A 23031-nucleotide genomic window follows, 5' to 3' on the forward strand; every position below is an offset into this window, starting at 1 on the left:
CCCGTACACCTGTTACCTATGTCCCCGGTCTGTACAGCCAGCCCCCTCGGGGGGCAGCAAGCGCGCAACGCGCGATCTCTCAACAAATCGCCTGTTGTGCACGGACTTGGCAAGAATAGCCGGCCCGCCGCCGGGCCGCCCCAAGGCGGGCCAGCCCCCTCGGGGGGCAGCAAGCGCGCAACGCGCGCGTAGCGTGGGGGCAAAAAAAACCCGCCGGTAAGGGCGGGTCTATAAAAGGGGCTATGCAGCCCCCAAGGGGAAAACTTTTCAGGCCATGGAGCCTGGGGCGTCCAGCTTAGGCAGCGGAGTGCGCGTTCTTGGCGCTCGTCTTGCCGGCCAGGGCCTTGATGCCGTGGGCCAGCTTGCGCAGCCCGGCGGCCAGCGCCCGCATCGGGTGCGGACGGAATTGTTCTTCAATCGCCTGGAGCATCAGTTGGCGCTCGAGTTCGTCGGTCAGGCGGATGGTGTTGTTCGGGTTGATCACAATAGCCTCCACGGGCTTGCACAGTTGTTTAGCTACTAGGGATAACCCGAATTATAGGGGTTAACCCTGAACATGTGCAAGGGGCCGGTGCATATTGGCAACACCTTGGTTCGATGATGCCCCAAAATCGCGCAGCGAGGCACCATAAGCAAAGATACGTGCACCATGTTGCGGCGCTTTTACAACGCGCCGCAACAGGGGGTCAGGCGTCGCGGTAGCCGGCCGCGACCAGTTCGAAACCGAACAGGCGACAGTCCAGCGAGCCGTTGTGCAGAGGCACGCGGCGCTTCGGTTTCAGGCGCATCTGGTTGGGCAGCGTCAGGTCGCTGGTGATGGCGTGCAGCTGCCAGCCGGCGAAATTGCGCTTCAGGCAGGCCGCCCAATCGCGCCAGAGGTCCGGATCCTGTTCCGTCCCCATGCGTTCGCCATAGGGCGGGTTGGTGACGATCCAGCCGTGGTCGGCGGGCGCCGCGATCTGCCGGGCGTCGCCCACTTCGAAACGGATCGAATCCGCCGTCAGCCAGGCGCGTTCGGCGTTGTTGCGGGCGAACTCGATGGCTTGCGGGTCCAGGTCGTAGCCGACCAGCGGCGCGTCCAGCTGGGGCAGGATGCGCGAGCGGGCGTCGTCCTTCAGGTCGCGCCAGCGGTAGGCGTCATGGCCGCGCAGGCGCTCGAAGCCGAAGGGGCGCGAAATGCCCGGCGGCACGCCCAGGGCGATCCAGGCGCCCTCGATGAGGATGGTGCCCGAGCCGCAGAACGGATCCAGCAGAGGCGCGGCCGGATCCCAGCCCGCCAGCGCCAGCATGCCGGCGGCCAGGTTCTCGCGCAGCGGAGCCTCGCCCTTGTCCAGGCGCCAGCCGCGCTTGAACAGGGATTCGCCGGAGGTGTCCAGATAGAGCGTGGCGGTGTGCCCGGTCAGGAACAGGTGCACGCGCGCGTCCGGACGCACCGTGTCGATGTTGGGGCGCTCGCCTTCCCGTTCGCGCAGGCGGTCGCAGATGCCGTCCTTGGCGCGCAGATTGCAGTACTGCAGGCTTTGCACCGGGCTCTTGATGGCCGAGGTGTCCACGCGCAGTGTCTGTTCGGCGCCGAACCAGCGTTCCCAGGGGGTGTCGCGGGCGAGGTCCAGAATGTCGTCTTCGTGCGAGATCTCGGCATGCGCGACCTGCACCAGGATGCGGGTAGCCAGGCGGGAATAGAGGTTGGCGCGCTGCACGCCCGACCAGTCGGCGGTAAAGGAGCAGCCGGCACGGCCGGCCTGCGCATCCTCGTACCCCAGGGCCTGCATTTCGGCGGTCAAGGCTTCTTCCAGGCCCTGGGGGCAGGGCGCGAACACCTTGAACGTTTCGGCCTGCCGCGGCTCGCGCGGCCGGCGGCTGCGGACCTCGACCTGGGGCTCGCGCTGGTGGAACGGTTCCGGGGCCGCGTCTTCGTAATCCGGCTCGGGCGCGAACGTGGGCGCGGGGCCGTCGTCTTCGAAGGGATCGTAGAAGCGTCCGGCCGGAGTGGCGGGCGCGATGTACTGATCGTCCAGGCGCGGCGCGCGCTGCGGCGCTCGGCCGGACCGCGAACCCGAAGGGGCGTCGCGGCGAGGGCTGCCGCCGCGGCTTGCGGAGCCGCGGGCATCCTGCCCCCGGCCGGGCGCGCTGCGCCCGCCGTCGGCCGCGGGCTTGCGGCCGCGCGCGGATTCCTGCTGGCGCCGTTGATAGCCTTCGGGGTCCTTCTGGCGCTCGATGTTGTCCTTGGCGCGCTCCTGCTGCGCGACCAGGCGGGCGCGGGCGCCGGAGCGCACGCGCTTGGGCGAGCCTTCGGCATGGGCGTCGCGCGCCGTTTTCTTGATTGTCAGCGTCTTGCGCGGGCGGTCCTGTTCATCAGAGGACATACGAATCCTGGCGAATGTGCAAAGGTAGGGGTATCAGAAGGGTTTGACGACGACCAGCGCCACCACCACCAAGAGCAGCAAGACGGGAACTTCGTTGAACCAGCGGTAGAACTTGTGCGAACGGACGTTCTTGCCCTGTTCGAATTTGCGCAGCATCGAGCCACAGGCGTGATGGTAGCCGATCACGAGCAAGACGAAAAAGAGCTTGGCATGCATCCAGCCGTTTCCGGGACCCATGCCGATGCCGTAACCCAGGTAGAGCCACGCGCCGAGCAGCACGGCGGCCACGGCCAGGATGGTGGTGAAGCGGTACAGCCTGCGGGCCATGCCCAGCAGCGTGGCCTGGACCGAAGGATCCGACTGCTGCGCCAGGTTCACATAGATGCGCGGCAGGTAGAACAAGCCGGCAAACCAGGAGGCGATGAAGACTATATGAAAGGTCTTGACCCAAAGCATGGCCATGGCGCGATCCGTCCGAGGAAAGCCGCATTGTAAGGCCGGCGCCGTTGACGCTTCCGGTGTGCGTAGATCCCCATGGGCCGTGGCGCTGGCTCAGATCACGTACAGGTCCACGTATTCGTGCACCGGCATGGCTTCCAGGGTTTCCTGGTCGAGGGACGCGTCCAGGATGCGGTGTTGCTGCCGGGCGGGGAACACGCGCGCCAGGTTGACGCGGAACTTGGCTTCCAGCAGCGGAATGCCTTCGGCGCGGCGGCGCTTGTGGCCGATGGGATACTCGCAGACGACTTCGTCCAGGCGCGTGCCGTCATTGAATTCCACCGTCAGCGCGTTGGCGATCGAACGCTTGTCGGGATCGTGGTAGTCCCGGGTGTAGGCGGGGTCTTCGACGCAGACGATCCTGTCGCGCAGCGCATCGATGCGCGGGTCCCGGGCGACCGCGTCTTCGTAGTCGCCTGCGGTCAGGCGTCCGAACAGCATCGGAACGGCAACCATGTACTGGATGCAGTGATCGCGATCGGCGGGATTGGCGAGCGGGCCCTTCTTGTCGATGATGCGGATGCACGCCTCGTGGGTGCGGATCGTGATCTTTGCGATGTCCTCGGGACGCCTGCCGGTGGCCTGTAGCTGCCGGTGGATGTCCATGGCGCACTCGACGGCGGTCTGCGCGTGGAATTCGGCCGGGAACGAGATCTTGAACAGCACGTTTTCCATCACATAGCTGCCGTAAGGACGCTGGAACCGGAAAGGCTGGCCCTTGAACAGCACGTCGTAGAAGCCCCAGGTCTTGGCCGTCAGCACCGACGGATAGCCCATTTCGCCGGTCCGCGCGATCAGCGCCAGCCGCACGGCGCGGCTGGTGGCGTCGCCGGCGGCCCAGCTCTTGCGGCTGCCGGTATTGGGGGCGTGGCGGTAGGTGCGCAGGCTCTGGCCGTCGACCCAGGCGAGGGACACGGCGTTGATGAGTTCTTCGCGGCTCAGGCCCAGCATCTGCGCCACCACGGCGGTGGACGCCACCTTGACCAGGACCACGTGGTCCAGCCCCACCTTGTTGAAGGAGTTTTCCAGCGCGATGCAGCCCTGGATTTCGTGCGCCTTGATCATGCCGGTCAGCACATCGCGCATCACGAGGGGCGGCTTTCCGGCCGCGACCGCGGTGCGCGACAGCCAGTCTGCGGTGGCCAGGATGCCGCCGAGATTGTCCGACGGGTGGCCCCATTCGGCGGCCAGCCAGGTGTCGTTGAAGTCCAGCCAGCGGATCATCGCGCCGATGTTGAACGCGGCCTGGACGGGGTCCAGCTGGAACTGGGTGCCCGGCACCTTGGCGCCGTGGGGCACGACCGTGCCCGGCACGACCGGGCCCAGCAGTTTCCTGCACGCGGGGTATTCAAGCGCTTCCAGGCCGCAGCCCAGGGTGTCGATCAGGCAGTTGCGGGCCGTCTCGTAGGCCGTGCCGCTCTGGATCTCATAGTTCAGTACGTAGTCGGCGATGTCGACCAGGACCTGGTCGGGATCGGGACGGACGTTGGATATCGGGGCAGACATGTCGGAACCTCTCCTGAGTGAGTACAGGAGGCCCGGGGCCCGCGCGGCGCTGCTCGTTGGATGCGCGGGCCCATGGGTCGCCTTACTTGCGCTTTTCGATCGGCACGAACTTCTGGTCTTCCGGACCCACGTAGTTGGCGGTGGGACGGATGATCTTGTTATCGACGCGCTGTTCGATGATGTGGGCCGACCAGCCCGCCGTGCGCGCGATGACGAACAGCGGGGTGAACATGGCGGTGGGCACGCCCATCATGTGGTAGCTGACGGCCGAGAACCAGTCCAGGTTGGGGAACATCTTCTTGATGTCCCACATGACGGTTTCCAGGCGTTCGGCGATGTCGAACATCTTGGTGCTGCCGGCCTTCTTGGACAGCTTTTTCGCCACGTCCTTGATGACCTTGTTACGGGGATCGGACACCGTGTACACGGGGTGGCCGAATCCGATGACGACTTCCTTGGCTTCCACGCGGCGGCGGATGTCGGCCTCGGCTTCGTCGGGGGTCTCGTAGCGCTTCTGCACCTCGAAGGCGACTTCGTTGGCGCCGCCGTGCTTCGGGCCGCGCAGCGCGCCGATGGCGCCGGTGATGGCGGAGTACATGTCGGAGCCGGTGCCGGCGATGACGCGGGACGTGAACGTGGACGCGTTGAATTCGTGCTCGGCGTACAGGTTCAGCGAGATGTGCATGGCCTTGACCCAGTCTTCGCTGGGCTTCTCGCCGTGCAGCAGGTGCAGGAAGTGGCCGCCGATGCTGTCGTCGTCGGTCTGCACGTCGATGATGCGGCCGTTGTGGCTGTAGTGGTACCAATACAGCAGCGCCGAGCCCAGGTTGGCCATCAGGCGGTCGGCGATGTCGCGCGCGCCCGGGATGCCGTGGTCGTCTTTTTCAGGCAGCACGCAGCCCAGCACGGAGACGGCGGTGCGCATCACATCCATGGGATGGCTGGCGGCGGGCAGGGCTTCCAGCGCGGCCTGCAACTGCGCGGGCAGCCCGCGCAGGCTGCGCAGCTTTTCCTTGTAGGCCTTCAGTTCGGCCTTGTTGGGCAGCTTGCCGTGGACGAGCAGGTGGGCGATTTCCTCGAACTCGCTGGTGTGGGCGATGTCGAGGATGTCGTAGCCGCGGTAGTGCAGGTCGTTGCCGCTGCGGCCGACCGTGCAAAGCGCGGTGTTGCCGGCGACGACGCCGGACAGCGCGACCGACTTCTTGGGCTTGAAACCGGCTTTTTCTTCCGGCTTGGCGTCCGTTTTCGCTTCCTGCTTCTTGGGAGCCGTGCTCATGTCTCTACTCCTTTCCTTTCGCGGGGTCGTTGCAATGGGATGGCATGCATGGCGCCGGGCGGTGGCCGCGGCGCCGGTTATCGCGGTTACGCCTTGCCTTTCTGGAAAAGCGCGTCCAGTTTCGATTCGAATTCGTGGTAGCCGATGCGGTCGTACAGCTCTTCGCGCGTCTGCATCAGGTCCACCACATTCTTCTGGTGGCCGTCGCGGCGGATGGCCGTGTAGACGGCTTCGGCGGCCTTGTTCATGGCGCGGAACGCGGACAGGGGATAGAGCACCATGCCCACGCCGACGCTCTTCAGCTCTTCGACGGAGAAGAGCGGGGTCTTGCCGAACTCGGTGATGTTGGCCAGGACCGGCACCTTGACCGCCTTGACGAAGCGGTCATAGGTGGGCAGGTCGTAGGCGGCTTCCGCGAAGATGGCGTCGGCGCCGGCTTCCACGCAAGCGAGCGCGCGCTCGATGGCGGCGTCCACGCCATGCGAGGCGATCGCGTCGGTGCGGGCGATCAGGTAGAAGTCGCTGTCGGTGCGGGCGTCGGCCGCGGCCTTGACGCGATCGGCCATTTCCTCGGTCGAGACGATTTCCTTGCCGGGACGGTGGCCGCAACGCTTGGCGCCGACCTGGTCTTCGATGTGGCAGGCGGCGGCGCCGAACTTGATCAGGCTCTTGACGGTGCGGGCGATGTTGAACGCCGACGGGCCAAAGCCGGTGTCGATGTCCACCAGCAGCGGCACGTCGCACACGTCGGTGATGCGGCGCACGTCGGTGAGGACGTCGTCCATCGTGTTGATGCCGAGGTCGGGCAGGCCCAACGAGCCGGCCGCGACGCCGCCGCCGGACAGGTAGATGGCGCGGTAGCCGGCGCGCTTGGCCAGCAGGGCGTGGTTGGCGTTGATGGCGCCAATGATCTGCAGCGGGCTTTCTTCGGCGAGGGCGCGGCGGAAGAGGGCGCCGGCGGATTCGGGTCTGGACATGGGTGGTCTCCGTATATTGGGCCGGGTGTTCTCGTAAGCCCCGGATGAAACGACTGGACTGCGGACTGGCGGCCTGCCTGCCGGCCGGGACGGCGTGCCCCGCCCTGGATTCCGACCTTACCGCGGGCCCGGAAAATAAATCTGTCCCCTGGGCGACACTCCCTTGCGCGGGAGCAAAGAGACAGGTTTATGTTGCGGACGCTATGGGGTTGCCCCCTAGGAATTGGGCCCGCGAACGGGCCCAATCCTTGACTCATGCGCTGCTTACTTCAGCAGGTCCTTGACGCCGTCGCGCTCTTCGAGGAGCTCTTTCAGCGTGAAGTCCAGGCGCTCGCGCGAGAAGGCGTCGATTTCCAGGCCTTCGATGCGCTTGTATTCGCCGTTTTCGGTCGTGACCGGCACGCCGTAGATGATGCCTTCGGGGATGCCGTAGGAGCCGTCGGACGGGATGCCCATCGTGACCCACTTGCCGTTGCTGCCCAGGACCCAGTCACGGACGTGGTCGATGGCGGCGTTGGCGGCCGAGGCGGCCGAGGACAGGCCGCGGGCTTCGATGATGGCGGCGCCGCGCTTGCCCACGGTGGGGATGAACGTGTCGCGGTTCCAGGCGTCGTCGTTGATCAGCTTGGACAGCGATTCGCCGCCGACGGTGGCGAAACGGTAGTCGGGGTACATCGTGGGCGAGTGGTTGCCCCACACGACCAGCTTCTCGATGTCGGCCACGGCCTTGCCCGACTTGGCGGCCAGTTGCGACAGGGCGCGGTTGTGGTCCAGGCGCAGCATGGCGGTGAAGTTCTTGGCGGGCAGGTCCGGCGCCGACTTCATGGCGATGTAGGCGTTGGTGTTGGCCGGGTTGCCCACGACCAGGACCTTGACGTTGCGGCTGGCCACGTCGTTCAGGGCCTTGCCCTGAGCCGTGAAAATCTGGGCGTTGACGGACAGCAGGTCCTTGCGTTCCATGCCGGGGCCGCGCGGGCGGGCGCCAACCAGCAGGGCCACGTCGGCATCCTTGAAGGCGGTGCGGGGATCGCTGTGCGCGGTGACTTCTTGCAGCAGCGGGAAAGCGCAGTCATCCAGTTCCATGATGACGCCCTTCAGGGCCTTTTGCGCCTTCTCGTCGGGGATTTCCAGCAGTTGCAGGATGACGGGTTGATCTTTACCCAGCATTTCGCCCGAGGCGATGCGGAATAGCAGTGCGTAACCGATTTGGCCGGCGGCGCCGGTGACGGCGACACGCAAGGCAGGCTTGGACATGGACGTTCTCCGTAATGGTTTGGCGAGAAAAAAATCTCACCAATCAGTGTAATCGTTGGGGCGCGGAAATCGACGCGCACGCGGCTGGGCGCGCGGGGCCCGGGCAGCGGTGAATCCTAGATCGATTTTACGTATGCGTCAATTGCTCTTCTATCTTATATAAGACATAAGACGTTGGACAGCGTCCCTCGCGATATGCCACAATAGTGCGTTTATTCGAATGCGCCGCAGCCTTGTCTGGCCGCGCGCCTGTATCAAGCCAGAAGGCCGGCGGCAGCGGTGCATTGCGGATGGGTTCGTGGCCCTTGCGCCGCCCTCCCATTCTCCGGATAAACATGACACAACCAAGAAGATCCATGGCAGAGCCTCGGCCCGAAACCTCCTTACGCACTCGCGCCGCCCGTCCTTCGGGCGAGGGGGCCGCTTTCAGTCCGCTCTACCGCCAGATCAAGGACCTGCTGGTCCAAAGCCTGGAGCGCGGCGAATGGAAGCCGGGCGAGCTCATCCCCAGCGAAATCGACCTTGCCGCCCGTTTCCAGGTGAGCCAGGGCACGGTGCGCAAGGCGGTCGACGAGCTTGCGGCCGAGCACATGCTGCTGCGCCGCCAGGGCAAGGGCACTTTTGTCGCCACCCACCACGAAGCGCGCGTGCGCTACCGCTTCCTGCGCCTGGCCCCCGATGACGAGGGCGAAGCCGGCCGGGCGGAAAGCCGCATCCTGGAATGCCGCCGCCTGCGGGCCCCGGCGGAGATCGCGCGCGCCCTGGACTTGCGGGCCGGCGAAACCGTCGTGATGATCCGCCGCCTGCTGTCCCTGGGGCACGTGCCCACCGTCGTGGACGACATCTGGCTGCCTGGTTCCATTTTCCGCGGACTGACCCTGGAGCTGCTGGCGGCCAACAAGGCGCCCCTCTATGGCCTGTTCGAATCCGAATTCGGCGTGAGCATGGTGCGCGCGGACGAAAAGCTGCGCGCGGTCGCCGCGCCGGCCGAGGTCTGTCCGCTGCTTAATGTTGCCGCCGGGACGCCGTTGTTGCAGGTGGATCGGGTGTCCTACACCTACGGTGACCGCCCCATGGAAATTCGCCGGGGGTTGTACTTGACCGATCGATACCATTACCGCAATAGTTTGAATTGATGAGCTTTTTGACTACGATTTGATACCGACCCTATCTCTGGGCGAAAATACCGTGCTTGCCCGAAAGGGCCACGGCATTCTTGCCGTCACGATTCCCTAGTTCCGAAACACCGAGGCCGTCATGTCCGACACCGCTGCCAAGCCACGTCCGCAGTTTCGCAATATTGGCATTGCGCAACTCGCCAGCTACCGCCTGCCCCTGGCCGGCAAGCTGTCCATCCTGCACCGCGTCAGCGGCGCGCTGCTGTTCCTCTGTCTTCCCTTGGTCATCCTGCCGCTGTTCGCGGCCAGCGTGGCCGCTCCGCAGACGTTCGCCGCCGTGGCCGCGTACGCCGGCAACCCGATCGTCAAGCTTGTCTTCCTGGTCCTGGTCTGGGGCTACCTGCACCACTTCTGTGCCGGCATCCGCTACCTGCTGCTCGACCTGCACATCGGCATCGACAAGCTGTCGGCGAAGAAGAGCGCCGGCGTGGTTTTCGGGGTGAGCCTGGCTCTGACCCTGGTGTTCGCCCTCAAACTGTTCGGAGTGCTGTAATGGCCGACGTCAAAAACTACGGACCCAAGCGTCTGGTCGTGGGCGCCCACTACGGCGTCATGGACTTCATCATCCAGCGCGTCACCGCCGTCATCATGGCCGTGTACACGCTGGTGCTGCTCATCGGCATCCTGATGATGCCGGCCTTCACGTACGAGCACTGGACCGCGCTGTTCAATTTCTACGTGGGCGTTCTTCCGGTCGGCCAGATCCTGGCCACCCTTGCATTCGTTGCGCTGGCCTGGCACGCCTGGATTGGCGTGCGCGACATCTGGATGGACTACGTCAAGTCGGTGGGCGTGCGCCTGCTGCTGCAAGTGCTGACGATCCTCTGGCTGGTCGGTTCGGTCGTTTACTTCGCGCAAATCCTCTGGAGCATTTAAGCCGTGGTCTCTGTCCTGAAATCCCTGCCGCGCCGCCAGTTTGATGTGGTGGTCGTCGGTGCCGGTGGAGCCGGCATGCGTTGTTCGCTGCAACTGTCCCAAGCGGGCCTGTCCGTTGCGGTGCTGTCCAAGGTGTTCCCCACGCGTTCGCACACGGTCGCCGCACAAGGCGGCGTGAGCGCCTCGCTGGGCAACATGAGCGAAGACAACTGGTACTGGCACATGTACGACACCGTCAAGGGGTCGGACTGGCTGGGCGACCAGGACGCCATCGAATTCATGTGCCGCGAAGCGCCGAATGCCGTGTACGAACTCGAACACTTCGGCATGCCCTTCGACCGCAACCCCGACGGCACCATCTACCAGCGTCCGTTCGGCGGCCACACCGCCAACTTCGGTGAAAAGCCGGTCCAGCGCGCCTGTGCCGCTGCCGACCGCACCGGCCACGCGCTGCTGCACACCCTCTACCAGCGCAACGTCGCCGCGCGCACCCAGTTCTTCGTCGAATGGATGGCGCTGGACCTGCTGCGCAACGAAGCCGGCGACGTCGTGGGCGTGACCGCCCTCGAAATGGAAACGGGCGAAATCTACATCCTGGAAGCCAAGACCACGGTGCTGGCCACCGGCGGCGCCGGCCGCATCTGGGCCGCTTCCACCAACGCCTTCATCAACACCGGTGACGGCCTGGGCATGGCCGCCCGCGCGGGCATCCCGCTGCAGGATATGGAATTCTGGCAATTCCACCCGACCGGCGTGGCCGGCGCCGGCGTGCTGATCACCGAAGGCGTGCGCGGCGAAGGCGGCATCCTGCTGAACAAGGATGGCGAACGCTTCATGGAGCGCTATGCGCCCACGCTGAAGGACCTGGCCCCGCGCGACTTCGTGTCCCGCTCGATGGACCAGGAAATCAAGGAAGGCCGCGGCTGCGGTCCCGACGGCAGCTACGTGGTCCTGAAGCTGGATCACCTGGGCGCCGACGTGATCAACAAGCGTCTGCCCTCGATCCGCGAAATCGCCATCAAGTTCGGCAACGTGGACCCGATCAAGGAACCGATCCCCGTCGTCCCGACCATCCACTACCAGATGGGCGGCATCCCGGCCAACTACCACGGCCAGGTGCTGACGCGCGAAAACGGCGAGAACAAGATCGTCAACGGCCTGTACGCCATCGGCGAGTGCGCCGCGGTGTCGGTGCACGGCGCCAACCGCCTGGGCACGAACTCGCTGCTGGACCTGATCGTGTTCGGCCGCGCCACCGGCAACCACATCGTGAATTCGCATCCGGAACGCCAGCACGCGCACCAGCCCGTGCCGGAACAAGCCGTCGAATTCTCGCTGGACCGCGTGAACAAGCTGGAATCGCGCACCTCCGGCGAAAAGACGCAGGACATCGGCAACGCCATCCGCTTCTCGATGCAGCGCCACTGCGGCGTGTTCCGCACGCTGGACCTGCTGAACGAAGGCGTGGAGCAGATCGAGGACCTGGCCAAGCAAGCCGAGAATATCTACTTCAAGGACAAGTCCAAGGTGTTCAACACCGCGCGCGTCGAGGCGCTGGAAATGGCCAACATGACCGAAGTGGCCCGCGCCACCATCAAGTCGGCCGCCAACCGCACCGAAAGCCGCGGCGCCCATGCGCTGAACGACCACCCGAACCGCGACGACGAGAACTGGCTGAAGCACACGCTGTGGTACTCCGAAGGCAGCCGCCTGGACTACAAGCCCGTGCAGATGAAGCCGCTGACGGTCGAGTCCTTCCCGCCCAAGGCGCGTACCTTCTAAGTCCGGATAGAGCCTACTATGAGCACCAAGAGAATCGTCAAGTTCGAAATCTACCGCTACGATCCGGACAAGGACGAGCGCCCCTACATGCAGAAGCTGGAAGTCGAACTCCAGCCTACCGACAAGATGCTGCTCGATGCGCTGGTGCGCATCAAGAACGACGTGGATGACAGCCTGGCCCTGCGCCGCTCGTGCCGTGAAGGCGTGTGCGGTTCGGACGCCATGAACATCAACGGCAAGAACGGCCTGGCCTGCACGACGAACCTGCGCGAGCTGAAGGAACCCATCGTCCTGCGTCCGCTGCCCGGCCTGCCGGTGATCCGCGACCTGATCGTGGACATGACGCACTTCTTCAACCAGTACCACTCGATCCGCCCCTACCTCATCAACGACACGCCGCCGCCCGAGAAAGAGCGCCTGCAGTCGCCCGAGGCGCGCGAAGAGCTGGATGGCCTGTACGAGTGCATCCTGTGCGCGTGCTGTTCCACTTCCTGCCCGTCGTTCTGGTGGAATCCGGACAAGTTCGTCGGCCCGGCCGGCCTGCTGCAAGCCTATCGCTTCATCGCCGACAGCCGCGACGAAGCCACGGGTTCGCGCCTGGACAACCTGGACGATCCGTACCGCCTGTTCCGCTGCCACACCATCATGAACTGCGTCGACGTCTGTCCCAAGGGCCTGAACCCGACCAAGGCGATCGGCAAGATCAAGGAACTGTTGGTCCGCCGCACGGTCTAGTTTCAAGCGGTATTTTTATCGCCGCCCCTCCGGAGTTTGGCCCTTCCGGAGGGAGCAAGCCCGCCAGGCGGCGTGGTCCGGATGCGTTTGCCGCCGGGCCGCCCCAAGGCAATACGCCCCCTCGGGGGACGGAAAGCCCGCATGGCGGGCGCGGCGTGGGGGCTTTTATTAAGGTGTAACGATGAGCAGGCTTACTGAACTAGAGCGGGCACGTCTGCGTTGGCGGGCGCGTCGCGGTCTGCTCGAAAACGACTTGATCATCACCCGGTATCTGGACGCCCACGAGGCCGAGCTTACCGATGATGACGTAGCCGCATTGACGCAGCTTTTCGAATTGGGAGACAACGACCTGCTCGACCTGCTGCTGGCCCGCAAGGAGCTCGAAGGCGAGCTGGACACGCCCAGGCTCCGCGGCATTATTGGCCAGATGCGCGCGCTCTGATTAATTGAGAGGAAAAAACATGAACCTGTCTGACAAAAAAGCCACGCTATCCTTCTCGGATGGCAGCGCCCCCATTGAGTTCCCTGTCTACAAGGGCACGGTCGGTCCGGATGTGATCGACATCCGCAAGCTTTACGGCCAGACGGGCATGTTCACGTTTGACCCGGGCTTCATGTCCACCGCCGCCTGCGAATCGGGCATCACGTACATCGACGGCGACAAGGGCGAACTGCTGTACCGCGGCTTCCCCATCGAGCAGCTGGCCGTGAACTGCGACTTCATGGACATCTGCTACCTGATCCTGAACGGCGAACTGCCCAACAAGGACCAGAAGGCCGATTTCGACTCGCAAGTCACCCATCACACGATGGTGAACGAGCAGCTGCATTTCTTCCTGCGCGGCTTCCGCCGCGACGCGCACCCGATGGCCGTCCTGACGGGCCTGGTCGGCGCGCTGTCCGCGTTCTACCACGACTCCACCGACATCACGAACCCGCAGCACCGCCACATCTCGGCCATCCGCCTGATCGCCAAGATGCCGACGCTGGTCGCGATGGCCTACAAGTACTCGCAAGGCCAGCCCTTCATCTACCCGCAGAACGACCTGTCCTACACGGGCAACTTCCTGCGCATGATGTTCGCCACGCCGTGCGAAGACTACAAGGTGAATGAAGTCGTCGAACGCGCGCTGGACCGCATCTTCATCCTGCACGCCGACCACGAGCAAAACGCCTCGACCTCGACCGTGCGCCTGTGCGGCTCGTCGGGCACCAACCCCTTCGCCGCCATCTCGGCCGGCGTGGCTTGCCTGTGGGGCCCGGCCCACGGCGGCGCCAACGAAGCTTGCCTGCAGATGCTGGAAGACCTGCAAGCCAACGGCGGCATCGCCAAGGTCGGCGAGTTCATGGAGAAGGTCAAGGACAAGAACTCGGGCGTGCGCCTGATGGGCTTTGGCCACCGCGTCTACAAGAACTACGACCCGCGCGCCAAGCTGATGCAGGAAACCTGCAAGGAAGTGCTCTCGGCCCTGGGCCTGGAAAACGACCCGCTGTTCAAGCTGGCCATGGAACTGGAACGCATCGCCCTGGAAGATCCGTACTTCGTGCAGCGCAAGCTGTACCCGAACGTGGACTTCTACTCGGGCATCGTGCAGCGCGCCATCGGCATCCCGACCTCGCTGTTCACGGCCATCTTCGCGCTGGCTCGCACGGTGGGCTGGATCGCCCAGTGGAACGAAATGCTGTCGGATCCCGATTACAAGATCGGCCGTCCGCGTCAGCTGTTCACGGGTTCGGTCACGCGCGACGTGCCCCCGATGGACAAGCGTTGATACGCTAGTCCGCACCGAACAAACCCGCCCTTGTGGCGGGTTTGTTTTTTTGCGGGCACAGTCCGCCCCCGCCCCCCTCTGGAAGCGGAGAAGCCCCAGTCGGAGAATCCGATAGGGCAACGGGTAAATACCAATTCAAAGGCAGTTGCCTTTTGGCAGAATCTTCGGGACAAAGCGGGGGGCGAACTCCCCGCCCGGCAGCACGCAAGGAGCAGCAGGCAGCAGATCGATAAGCCGTATTACCGCAAAATCCGTGTCAATCTCTGGCACTGGCCCCGCCGGAGGGGAAATGAAGCTGAACTATTCGACCGAGAAGGTGAGTGAGCGCCAGCGGCCCGAGTACTGGAACGAAGTCGTCTGCAAACACTGCGTGCAGGCCGACAGCACCATCGACAGCTCAGGCAGTTTCATCGGCAAGTACGCCGCCAAGTCGATCGACCAGATCGAGATATCGCGGATGTCTTCTCCTCGCCATGTATGGCAGCGCGCAGCCAGGCACGTGCGCAAGGATGCTAACGAAGCGTTTCTGTTGACGCTGATGGAGTCCGGAACCGGCCATCTGTCGCAATCGGGCCGTTCCACGCAAATCAACAATGGGGACATCGCGCTGTACGACGCCGAGCGCCTGTTCACCTACGATATGACGCCCGAGTCGGTCTTGCTGCTGCGCATTCCTCGCAAGCAATTGCTGTATCGCGCGCCGCTGGCGGAACGCTATACAGCCATGCGCTTCATGCCGGACAAGCCCATCACCGGCTTGCTGTTCCACACGATCCGGTCCGCCGCCGACATCAATTTTTCCGAAGATCTGCCTCCCGGCGTGCAAACCCAGTTTGCGGCGTCCTTGCTCGACTTGCTGGCGGCGACGATCCAGATGCAGATGGCAGGCACCGACTCGGCCGCCAGCGAACGCGAGAAACTGCTCGGAAACGCCAAGCAGTACGTGGAGTCCCACCTGGACGATCCCCAGCTTACGGTGGACCGGATCGCCGTCGCCCTGCGAGTGTCGGAGCGCACGCTCACCCGCATGTTCGCCGAGAGCGGCACCACGCCCATGCGCTGGGTCTGGCAACGGCGGCTCGAAGCCGCCTATTGTTCGCTGAAAGAGGGCAGGGCGCGCCAGGTGACCGAGGCGGCGTTCCGTAATGGATTCAACGACGTTTCGCATTTCAGCCGCATCTTCAAGCTCTGCTACGGCCATTCGCCCAAAGACCTGCTGAATAGAACACGGCGCTGAGCGGCGCCAGTCCGGCAGTCAGCTGGAGCCAGTCAAGGGAGCCAGCTGGCTGCTTTTTTTCCATTTCCGATTCCGCGCTCGGAAGGCGTGGCTGTCACAGTCAAGTCTGCTGGCGGTCACGAACAAGAAACCGTCCGGCACGCGCCGTAATCTGCCTTCAGACACGCATCAGGCTATTTCAAGCCGCTCAAGACGACAGCGTCTGGCGGTTTCTGTCGGTTGACGTCAAGGAGGACGGAATGAATCACGATGATCTGCACTACATGGGACTGCGCGAAATCGGCAAGGCCATTCAATCCGGCGAGGTCTCTTCCGAAACGGTCACTGAGCGGCAGTTCGAACGCATCGACAGATTGGACGGCCGTCTCAAGAGCTACGTCCTGCTCATGAAGGACGGGGCGATGGCGGCGGCCCGCCAGGCGGACCGGGAGATCGCCCAGGGCCAGGTGCGGGGCCCATTGCACGGGGTGCCCGTGGCCGTGAAAGACCTGTGCTGGACCGCTGACGCGCCGACGGCGTTTGGAACGACGGTCTACCGGGAGTTTCAATCCCATGAAGACGGCACGGTGGTGAAACGCTTGCGGGAAGCCGGCTCCGTCCTGCTGGGCAAGGTCCAGCTGACCGAGGGCGCGCTCACCGACCACCATCCGGATGTCGATCCGCCCGTCAACCCCTGGAATCCCGCGCATTGGACCGGCGTGTCTTCCAGCGGGTCGGGCGTGGCGCCGGCGGCCGGGCTTTGCTACGGCGCGATCGGCACCGATACCGGCGGTTCGATCCGCTTCCCTTCCGCGGCTTGCGGACTGTCCGGGATCAAACCGACCTGGGGGCGCGTCAGCCGCTATGGCGCGTTCGAACTGGCGGCGTCGCTGGATCACCTGGGGCCGATGACGCGCAGCGCGGAGGATTCGGCCGCGATGCTGCAGGCTATCGCGGGTGCCGACGAGAACGATCCGACGGCCAGCCAGTCGCCGGTTCCCGACTATCTGAGCGAGATGGAGCGGGGCGTCAAGGGGCTGCGCATCGGCGTCGATTCCCGGTGGAACCATGACGATGTCGATGCGCCGACGCGCAAGATGATGGACGAAGCCGTTGCCGTAATGGCGAAGCTGGGCGCGGAGATCGTCGAGGTCAAGGCGCCGGATGCGGCCGACGTGCAGCGCAACTGGTTCAACCTGTGCAGCGTCGAAGCGGCCGTGGCCCATGAAGAAACCTATGCGCGGCACAAGAGCTCCTACGGTCCGGCGTTGGCCAACCTGATCGAGATGGGCATGGCCCAGAGCGGCATCGACTACCAGAAAATCCTGCTGCAGCGCGCCGCGTACACGGGCAAGATGCGGGCCTTGATGCAAACAGTGGACGTGCTGTTGATTCCCACCACGCCGATCGCCTCGCCGACGGTGGCGCAAATGCACGTCACCGGCCAGGCGTATGTGGACATCTGGTTCGCCATGATGCGATACACGGCTCCGCTGGACATGGCGGGCGTGCCCACCATTACCTTGCCCGGCGGCTTCCTCGACGGGGCCGGCACGCCGATCGGCTTCCAGTTCGTGGGCGCCGATTTTCGTGAAGACCTGATCGTGCGCGCCGCGCATGCGTATCAGCAAATGACGGATTGGCATCGCAGGCATCCCGACCTGGCGGGTGCCTGAGCGGGCGCGCGTCGGCGTCGGGCCGGATCGCAGCGGTAGGATCGCCGCCGGCGGAGGCGCCGGCGCGGACAATTCAACGAAGGAGTGTCCATGTCCCTCAATCGACGGGGTTTCATCAAAACCGCGGCGGGCGTGCTCGCGTACGCCAGCAGCTTCGATCTGCTTGCGCAGGCGCAAATTGATTCGTCCAAGCCGATCAAGGTGGCCAACCTGCTGGACAAGACCGGCGTCTTGAACAACTACTGCCTGAAGCAGATCAAGGCGGTAGCCATGGCGGCCGACGAAATCAATGCGTCAGGCGGTTTGCTGGGCCGGAAAGTGGAGGTCAATTTCTACGATACCCAGTCCAGCAACCGGCTCTATTCGCAATACGCGACCCAGGCATTCGTCCGCGACAAGGCCGACGTCATCCACGGCGCCGTCGCCAGTTCCGCGCGCGAGGTGGTCAGGCCGATCGTGCAGCGCTTCAAGGGGCTGTACTTCTACAACGCCCTGTACGAAGGCGGCGTGTGCGATCGCCGCCACGTGTGCCCCGGTATGGTGCCGGGGCAGGAGCTGGATCCGCTGGTCGACTATGTGATCAAGGAGCGCAACGCCAAGACGCACTACATCCTGGCTGCCGACTACAACTATGGCCAGATCACCAGCAAGTGGCTGCAGAAGTTCATCCGGGAAAAGGGCGGCAAGGACGTGGCCGTCGAGTTCTTTCCCCTGGACGTGACCAACTTCGCGCCCGCGCTCAGCCGCATCCAGGCAGCCAAGCCCGATGCTGTGTGGTCCGCCCTGGTCGGCGATGCCCACATGAGCTTCTACCGCCAGTTCGAATCGACCATAGGAAAGAAGAACATGACGCTGGTCGGCACGGTATACGGCGCCGCGAGGGAGAACTCCATGCTCAGCGCGCAGGAGAACGACGGCACCATCATCGCCGCGTCCTTCATCGACACTCTGCCCACCGATGCAGCCAGGAAATTCGTGAAGCGCTTCGCGGACTTCACCGGCGAATCTGACTACATCGGCGAGTATGGGGAATACGGCTACCGCGGCATGATGCTGTGGGCCGAAGCCGTCCGGCGCGCCGGCAGCGTGGAGCCGGACAAGGTTATCGCCGCGTTGCCGGGAACCCGGTATGACGGTCCAGGCGGACTGTATTCCATCGATGAGCAGTCAAATCACGTCATCATGGATATCCATATCGCCGTCGGCAACAAGGACAAGGGCTTCGACGTCGTCAAGTCGTTTCCCCAGCGCCAGCCCACCGATACGCAGGCGGTATGCGACCTGAGGCGCAACCCCGACGATACCAAGCAATACGAGCCCAAGCTCTAGATGCCGGGAGTGCCGGCGCCGCCGCTGCGCTGACGGCCCTGGCGGACCTCAACCATCAGCTTCGGAGAGCCGCGTGACATCGCTATACACCGGTCTATACCTAGTCGTATTTTCGATCGCCCTGATGTTGCTGATCAGCCTGGGCCTGGCAGTGATATTCGGCATGATGAAGGTCATCAACCTGGCCCACGGCGAGTTCATGATGGTGGGAGGATACGCGTGCGTGCTGTCCGCCAACGCCGGCGCGCCGTTGTGGCTGGGCGTACTGGCCGGCGGGGCGGTCGCGGGCCTTGCCGGCATCGTGGTCGAGCGGTTCGTCATCCGCTTTCTCTACGGACGGATGGTCGACACGCTGTTGGCCACCTGGGGCTTGTCGCTGTTGTTTGTCGGAGCGGCGACGACCGTGTTCGGCGCATCCAGCATGGGGATGTCGACGGATTTCGCCAACGTCTCACTGGGAGGCATGAGCATCTCTTCCTACAACCTGGCGATCTGCGCGTTTTCCTTCTCGCTGGTCGCGCTGTGCTGGTGGCTGGCGGTGCGCACCAAGGCGGGCCTGATCGTGCGCGGAACCATGCAGGCGTCGGAGATGGCCGCGTGCCTGGGCGTGGATCGAGACCGGGTATATATGGCGACGTTCGGGCTGGGTTCCTGCCTGGCCGGGCTTGCCGGCGCGGCGCTGGCGCCGTTGACCGGGGTGAGCCCCGTCATGGGCGGCTTTTTCGTGGCCAAGGCGTTCATCACGGTGATAGTCGGCGGCCACCTGCCTCTCGTGGGCGCGAGCGCGGCCTCATCCCTGTTCGGCGCGATCGACGGCGTGGTGTCCTATGCCTACAGCTCGGTCCTGGGCGAGGTCAGCATGCTGATCGCGGCGGTTCTCCTACTGCGCATGCTCCCCTTGGGCATCACAGGCAGAATGAAGCGAGGTATGTAGCATGAGCAGCCACACGTTTTCCATGAGTTTCGACGCGCATGCCGGACGCCGGCCCCGATGGCCCTGGTGGGCATCGGTGGGCGTTTGCGTGGCGCTGATGCTGGCCGTGCCCTGGTATGGCGACACGGCGCTCCAGCTGGACCTGTCGCTGGTGATGATCCTGTCGCTGCTGGCGCTGAGCATGGGGTTGCTATGGGGCTACGTGGGGATCCTGAGTTTCGGCCAGACGATTTTCTTCGGGCTCGGCGGTTATGCCTATGCCTTGTTCAGCCTGAATACCGATCTGCCCTTGGTGGCATTCGCGCTGGCGGCCATTGTGCCCATGCTCTTCGCGGTGCTGCTGGGCTATTTCATGATGTTCGGCCGGATCAGCGATATTTACCTGAGCGTCATCACGCTGGTCGTCACGCTGATTTTCGAGAAGGGCGTGCGCGCCACCTCGGGGCCCGAATACGTCATCGGCAGCGTGCGGCTCAACGGGCAGAACGGCATACCCGGCGTGCCGGGGCTGCCTTTGCGGATCGGGCCGATCGACCTGCAATCCATCGAAGGCATTTTTTACCTGGCCTTGTTCTTCCTGGCCTTGGCGTATGTGGGCATCCGCCTGTTCCTGGCCAGCCCGACGGGACGCGTGCTGGTGGGGCTGCGGGAAAACGACAAGCGCATGGAATTGCTGGGGTACGACAGCCGGCTGTACAAGCTGATGGCCTTCGTCATCGCCGGCGGGCTGGCCGGCCTGGCCGGAGGCCTGTATGCGCTGTGGGGAAGTTTCGTCGGCCCGGAGATGTTCAGCCTCAATCAGGCCGCGATGGTGGTCATCTGGGTAATCGTGGGCGGACGTTCCATCCTGGTGGGGCCGATCATCGGCACGCTGCTCATCCAGTACCTCACCACCTGGCTGGGCACGGTGGGCGTCGGCCAGGTCACGCTGGCGCTGGGATTCATATTGATCGTCTGCGTGCTGCTGTTTCCGCAGGGATTGGCGCCGGCGTGCCGAAGCCTGATTGCCCGCCTTGCGCCGCAGCGGCGCGCGGGAGGCGAGCGATGACGGATCAGGACATCATTCTGGAGGCCAGGGGCGTGGGCAAGCGCTTCGGCGGCGTCAAGGCGCTGGGCAATATCGATTTCGCCTTGCGCCGGGGCGAGCTGAGGTGCCTGATCGGGCCCAACGGCGCCGGCAAGAGCACGTTCTTCAAGCTGCTCAGCGGCCAGCTCGCGCCCTCGGAGGGAGACATCCTATTCGACGGACGCAGCATCCGGCATGCGCAGCAGCACGCCATCGCCAAGCGCGGCATGGGTATCAAGAACCAGGTGCCGACCGTGCTGGACGGGCTGACGGTGGACGAGAACCTGTGGCTGGCCGCCTGGAGCGCCTGCGGCTCCCGCAAGGCGCTGGACCGGGCAGGGCAGATAAAGGCCCGTCTCGGGCTGGAGGGCGTTGCCCGAAAGCTGGTGGGCGAGCTGGCCCATGGCCAGCGGCAGTGGGTGGAAATCGGCATGGTCGTGGCGCGCGATCCGAAGGTCATCCTGCTCGACGAACCCGCGGCCGGGATGAGCGACGAGGAAACGCAGCGCATGGCGGACCTGATACACGAGCTGAATGCGCGGGCGGCCGTAGTGGTGGTCGAGCACGATATGGCCTTCATCGGCAAGATCGCGCGCAAGGTCACCGTGTTTCATCAAGGCGGCATCCTGACGGAAGGCTCGTTTGAGCAGATCATCGCCGATCCGCGGGTACGCGATGTCTATCTGGGACGGGGGCGCGGCGCATGAACTTGCTGACGGTCAACAATCTATCTTCCGGCTACGGCCGCATCCCGGTTCTGGAGGGCGTCCAATTCCACGTCGCCGAGGCGGAGTTCCTGGGCGTGCTCGGTCACAATGGCATGGGCAAGTCCACGCTGCTGAAGACGCTGATGGGCGTGCTGCCGGCGACGGCCGGCGGCGCACGTTTGCAGGACACGGACATTACCCGATTGCCGTCCCACGTGCGCGCGCGGATGGGGATGGGCTATGTGCCGCAGGGGCGGGGCATTTTTCCGGGCTTGTCGGTGCTGGAAAACCTCAGTTTTTCGGCCAAGGCGAACCCCGGCCGAAGCATGGACGTAGAAGAAATCCTGAATGAGTACCCGCGCCTGAAACCGTTGGCTGGGCGCCCCGGCGGCGCGCTCAGCGGCGGGGAGCAGCAACTGCTGGCGCTGGCGCGGGCTCTGGTTGCGCGGCCGAGGCTGTTGCTGCTCGACGAACCCACCGAGGGCATCCAGCCTTCCATCATCGATGAAATCGTGGACAAGCTGAAGGACATACGCGAGCGCCTGGGGCTGGCGATCGTGCTGGTGGAGCAGAACATCGATTTCATTCGCCAGCTGTCGGACCGCGTGCTGTTGATACACAAGGGCGCCATCAAGCGGGCCTTGCAACCCGATGAATTGACCGACGAATCCGTCCTGGACCATTTCACCTGAACGGCGCGGAAAAGGGCTGTCGGCCCGGACCCGCCGCGGCGTCCGGGCCGAGGCGGCGGTTCGCGTATCATCGCCGCCATGATCCCGATTTCACTGCCGTCGACGGAATTTTTCGTCTTTCTTTTCGTTTCTCAACTCGCGGGCCTGGCGTTGCTGGGATGGTTGGCGGTGCTGGCCGTCAGCCGCGGCGCAAGGCAGCGGTTCGGGCGCCGCCCCTGGCTGCACGGCGGCGCGCTGTTGGCGCTGGCCGCCTTGTCTGGCTTCTATATCTTCATCCGCTACGTGTTCTGGGCCGTGGACCGCGAATACGACCGCCTGGAGGCGGCGCGGCGCGTGACGCTGGAGCAGCCGCAAACGCTGGGCGGCGTGGCCATGCCCGCGGGGGCGCGCCTCGTGCTGGAGAGGGAAGGCCAGCCCGAACGCTACACCGAGGCGACGTTCGACGCGCCGGTCTCGGCATTCGGCATGCAAGCCACGCGTATCGTGCGCTATCTGCGCACCGAGTACGACCGGGAAACCTACGAGGAACTCGGGGCGCATCCGCACACGCTGTACCTCTGGGGAGCCGGTGTTCAGGACGTGGCGGGCTGGCGCTGCGACACTGCGGAAAAGGTCGAATTCAGGGTGGGGAAAAAGGGCGCCCGGCCCGAGTTCGAATCCTGCACGCTGGCCGCGGGCAATCGCGCGGGAGAGATCGCGTTGCCGGCCGGAGCCGAGGCCCGGGCGAGAAATGGCGAGACCTACACGAACGGGCACGTGGAGCCGCTGAGCTGGTACGTGAGCGTCGATTCGCCCGAACCCCTGGCCGTGTCCGGGATGCTGCTCGGGCGTCCCGGGCTGCGCCTGGACGAGGCGCATCGCCTGCTGGGCGTGGCGAGCGCGGCGCTGGCCTGCCCGCTGCGGCTGGGGCCCTATCGGTATCCCGCTGGCACGCGGGTCCAGTCCACAGCCTATCCGCTGAACCGGCGCTTGCCGGACGCCTGGGTGCTCAGCCCGGACCATGGCATGACGGCGCTGCGCGACGATGGCGAGGCGCTGTCCGAAGGCATGTCGGTGGTGCAGCGCGGTGACGGCGAGGTGCTGGCCACGCTGCCGAACGCGGAGGCGGGCGTGATGCTGTTCCCGACCATCGAGGTGGAAGGGGCGCCACCGCGGGAGCCGGTGCGCTGCCCCTCCTGAACGTGCCGGCCC

Annotated in this window: 22 protein-coding genes; 15 read left to right on the forward strand and 7 right to left on the reverse strand. The window is 64.7% G+C overall.

All coding sequences use genetic code 11. The features are described from left to right. Positions 1–295: 295 nt before the first annotated feature. From JL37_RS06860 to JL37_RS06890, 7 genes are all read right to left on the reverse strand, one after another. The gene (locus tag JL37_RS06860) at positions 296–484 is read right to left on the reverse strand and encodes a hypothetical protein (RefSeq protein WP_008161862.1); all 189 of its coding nucleotides are present in this window, start codon (positions 482–484) and stop codon (positions 296–298) included. Positions 485–686: 202 nt separating this feature from the next. Next, positions 687–2366, reverse strand: coding sequence for a class I SAM-dependent RNA methyltransferase (locus tag JL37_RS06865; RefSeq protein ID WP_043542886.1), 1680 nt, complete (start codon positions 2364–2366; stop codon positions 687–689). Positions 2367–2399: 33 nt separating this feature from the next. After that, the gene (locus JL37_RS06870) at positions 2400–2828 is read right to left on the reverse strand and encodes a CopD family protein (RefSeq protein ID WP_197064579.1); all 429 of its coding nucleotides are present in this window, start codon (positions 2826–2828) and stop codon (positions 2400–2402) included. A gap of 90 nt (positions 2829–2918) precedes the next feature. Beyond that, a complete protein-coding gene (locus JL37_RS06875) occupies positions 2919–4370 on the reverse strand; it encodes a bifunctional 2-methylcitrate dehydratase/aconitate hydratase (protein ID WP_043542887.1) in 1452 nt (483 codons plus the stop codon). Positions 4371–4452: 82 nt separating this feature from the next. Beyond that, on the reverse strand, positions 4453–5646 hold the full coding sequence (gene prpC, locus JL37_RS06880; protein WP_043542888.1) for a 2-methylcitrate synthase: 1194 nt from the start codon (positions 5644–5646) through the stop codon (positions 4453–4455). Positions 5647–5732: 86 nt separating this feature from the next. Next, entirely contained in the window at positions 5733–6623 is an 891-nt protein-coding gene (prpB, locus tag JL37_RS06885) for a methylisocitrate lyase (protein ID WP_043542890.1), read from the reverse strand. A gap of 264 nt (positions 6624–6887) precedes the next feature. Beyond that, positions 6888–7877, reverse strand: a complete 990-nt coding sequence (locus JL37_RS06890; protein WP_013392305.1) for a malate dehydrogenase — start codon at positions 7875–7877, stop codon at positions 6888–6890. A 356-nt stretch (positions 7878–8233) separates the two neighbouring features. On the opposite strand from JL37_RS06890, the gene JL37_RS06895 reads away from it, so the two are divergent. The 15 genes from JL37_RS06895 (at position 8234) to JL37_RS06965 (ending at position 23019) form a co-directional block, all read left to right on the forward strand. Then, on the forward strand, positions 8234–9013 hold the full coding sequence (locus tag JL37_RS06895) for a GntR family transcriptional regulator (protein WP_043542891.1): 780 nt from the start codon (positions 8234–8236) through the stop codon (positions 9011–9013). A 121-nt stretch (positions 9014–9134) separates the two neighbouring features. Continuing rightward, positions 9135–9548: a succinate dehydrogenase, cytochrome b556 subunit gene (gene sdhC / locus JL37_RS06900; protein ID WP_008161845.1), complete on the forward strand. Its 414-nt coding sequence runs from the start codon at positions 9135–9137 to the stop codon at positions 9546–9548. Continuing rightward, a complete protein-coding gene (gene sdhD, locus JL37_RS06905) occupies positions 9548–9931 on the forward strand; it encodes a succinate dehydrogenase, hydrophobic membrane anchor protein (RefSeq protein ID WP_043542892.1) in 384 nt (127 codons plus the stop codon). The genes sdhC and sdhD overlap by 1 nt, the downstream gene beginning before the upstream one ends. A gap of 3 nt (positions 9932–9934) precedes the next feature. Next, the gene (gene sdhA / locus JL37_RS06910) at positions 9935–11713 is read left to right on the forward strand and encodes a succinate dehydrogenase flavoprotein subunit (protein WP_043542894.1); all 1779 of its coding nucleotides are present in this window, start codon (positions 9935–9937) and stop codon (positions 11711–11713) included. 18 nt (positions 11714–11731) lie between these two features. Then, positions 11732–12448 carry a succinate dehydrogenase iron-sulfur subunit gene (locus tag JL37_RS06915; RefSeq protein ID WP_043542896.1) on the forward strand — a complete coding sequence of 239 codons (717 nt, stop codon included), beginning with the start codon at positions 11732–11734 and terminating at the stop codon, positions 12446–12448. Positions 12449–12629: 181 nt separating this feature from the next. After that, a complete protein-coding gene (locus JL37_RS06920; RefSeq protein ID WP_043542897.1) occupies positions 12630–12890 on the forward strand; it encodes a succinate dehydrogenase assembly factor 2 in 261 nt (86 codons plus the stop codon). A 19-nt stretch (positions 12891–12909) separates the two neighbouring features. After that, complete coding sequence (locus JL37_RS06925) at positions 12910–14220, forward strand: citrate synthase (RefSeq protein ID WP_043542898.1); 1311 nt, start codon at positions 12910–12912, stop codon at positions 14218–14220. Between the two features lie 289 nt (positions 14221–14509). Then, positions 14510–15457: a helix-turn-helix domain-containing protein gene (locus JL37_RS06930; protein WP_043542899.1), complete on the forward strand. Its 948-nt coding sequence runs from the start codon at positions 14510–14512 to the stop codon at positions 15455–15457. A gap of 239 nt (positions 15458–15696) precedes the next feature. Beyond that, entirely contained in the window at positions 15697–17112 is a 1416-nt protein-coding gene (locus tag JL37_RS06935) for an amidase (RefSeq protein ID WP_043542900.1), read from the forward strand. A 90-nt stretch (positions 17113–17202) separates the two neighbouring features. Further along, positions 17203–18441, forward strand: coding sequence for an ABC transporter substrate-binding protein (locus JL37_RS06940; protein WP_043542902.1), 1239 nt, complete (start codon positions 17203–17205; stop codon positions 18439–18441). Positions 18442–18514: 73 nt separating this feature from the next. Continuing rightward, on the forward strand, positions 18515–19375 hold the full coding sequence (locus tag JL37_RS06945) for a branched-chain amino acid ABC transporter permease (RefSeq protein ID WP_043542903.1): 861 nt from the start codon (positions 18515–18517) through the stop codon (positions 19373–19375). Position 19376: 1 nt separating this feature from the next. Further along, entirely contained in the window at positions 19377–20423 is a 1047-nt protein-coding gene (locus JL37_RS06950; RefSeq protein ID WP_081954994.1) for a branched-chain amino acid ABC transporter permease, read from the forward strand. Next, entirely contained in the window at positions 20420–21148 is a 729-nt protein-coding gene (locus JL37_RS06955) for an ATP-binding cassette domain-containing protein (protein WP_043542904.1), read from the forward strand. The genes JL37_RS06950 and JL37_RS06955 overlap by 4 nt, the downstream gene beginning before the upstream one ends. Continuing rightward, entirely contained in the window at positions 21145–21840 is a 696-nt protein-coding gene (locus tag JL37_RS06960; RefSeq protein WP_156124240.1) for an ABC transporter ATP-binding protein, read from the forward strand. Before JL37_RS06955 ends, JL37_RS06960 begins: the two co-directional genes overlap by 4 nt. A gap of 78 nt (positions 21841–21918) precedes the next feature. Beyond that, entirely contained in the window at positions 21919–23019 is a 1101-nt protein-coding gene (locus JL37_RS06965; protein ID WP_043542906.1) for a hypothetical protein, read from the forward strand. Positions 23020–23031 lie beyond the last annotated feature (12 nt).

Origin of the sequence: Achromobacter sp. RTa, assembly GCF_000757485.1 — a bacterium.
Taxonomy (GTDB): Bacteria; Pseudomonadota; Gammaproteobacteria; order Burkholderiales; family Burkholderiaceae_B; genus Achromobacter.